2 protein-coding genes are annotated in these 887 nt (G+C 71.7%); one reads left to right on the forward strand and one right to left on the reverse strand.

Annotated features, from left to right (window positions below):
* The coding region (locus D8M34_RS18240) for a hypothetical protein (RefSeq protein ID WP_238695726.1) at nt 1–202 on the reverse strand (202 nt) is incomplete at its 3' end.
* A gap of 307 nt (nt 203–509) precedes the next feature.
* On the opposite strand from D8M34_RS18240, the gene D8M34_RS18245 reads away from it, so the two are divergent.
* Nucleotides 510–887, forward strand: a 378-nt coding sequence (locus tag D8M34_RS18245) for an oligosaccharide flippase family protein (protein ID WP_148113103.1), incomplete at its 3' end; no start/stop codon positions are given.

Here is an 887-nt window from a genome sequence, read left to right on the forward strand (position 1 = left end):
GGGCGATCGCGTAGCCGTACTTGCCACCGACGTGCACGGGGCGGTGGTCGGCGACCCGGATCTCCTGGGCGTTCCACAGCCGCGCCGCGCGACGCAGGGCCTCACCGCCCTCGGGGTCGTTGCGGAACGCGTCGTCGAGCATGTCCTCGCCGTAGGTGACGGCGAACCCGTGGGTCCGCCCCGCCTCGGTGCGTTCGTGCACGACGACCTCGTCGCGTCCACCGGACCGGAGCCTGGCGAGGACCGCCAGGTACAGACCGGCCGGCCCACCTCCTGCGCAGGCGATACGCACGCAGACCCCCTTCGGTTCGTCAGGCACCGGAAGAAATGAACCGTAGCGCAGGGGTTGCGGAGCGCGACGGGGTGTGTATGTCCGCGGTGTCCGGCCCGGCCGGTGACGGACCGTCCGGGGCCCTCCCCCGGGCACCCGGGTGGTCGACCCCTGGTTAGCGTGGTGGTGTGCACGCACTCAGCGGGACGCCCCGCGCCGTCGTCCGGCGGTGCGCGCGATGAGCGTCGGGGAGATGGTGGCAGGGCGGGTCCGCTCGGTCCGCCGCGAGATGGGCAACCCGCTCTATCGCAACGCGTACGCCCTGATGCTCAACACCGTCGTCAACTCCGGCTTCGGGTTGCTCTACTGGGTGTTCGCCGCGCGGGTGTTCAGCACCGAGGAGGTCGGCCGTGGCAACGCCATGGTCAACCTGATGATGCTGATCTCGGTCCTGACCTCGCTGAACTTCGGCCAGGCCCTCATCCGCTTCCGCCCGACGGGCGGGCGCGACTCGCGGTCGCTGGTGCGGCTCGCGTACGGGGTCAGCGCCGTGGTGGCCGTCGTCGGCTCGGCCGCGGTCATGACCTACTGCCACCTCGCCTACGCCCCCGGCGAC

Source organism: Microbacterium sp. HSID17254 (assembly GCF_003989315.1).
Lineage (GTDB): Bacteria > Actinomycetota > Actinomycetes > Actinomycetales > Microbacteriaceae > Microbacterium.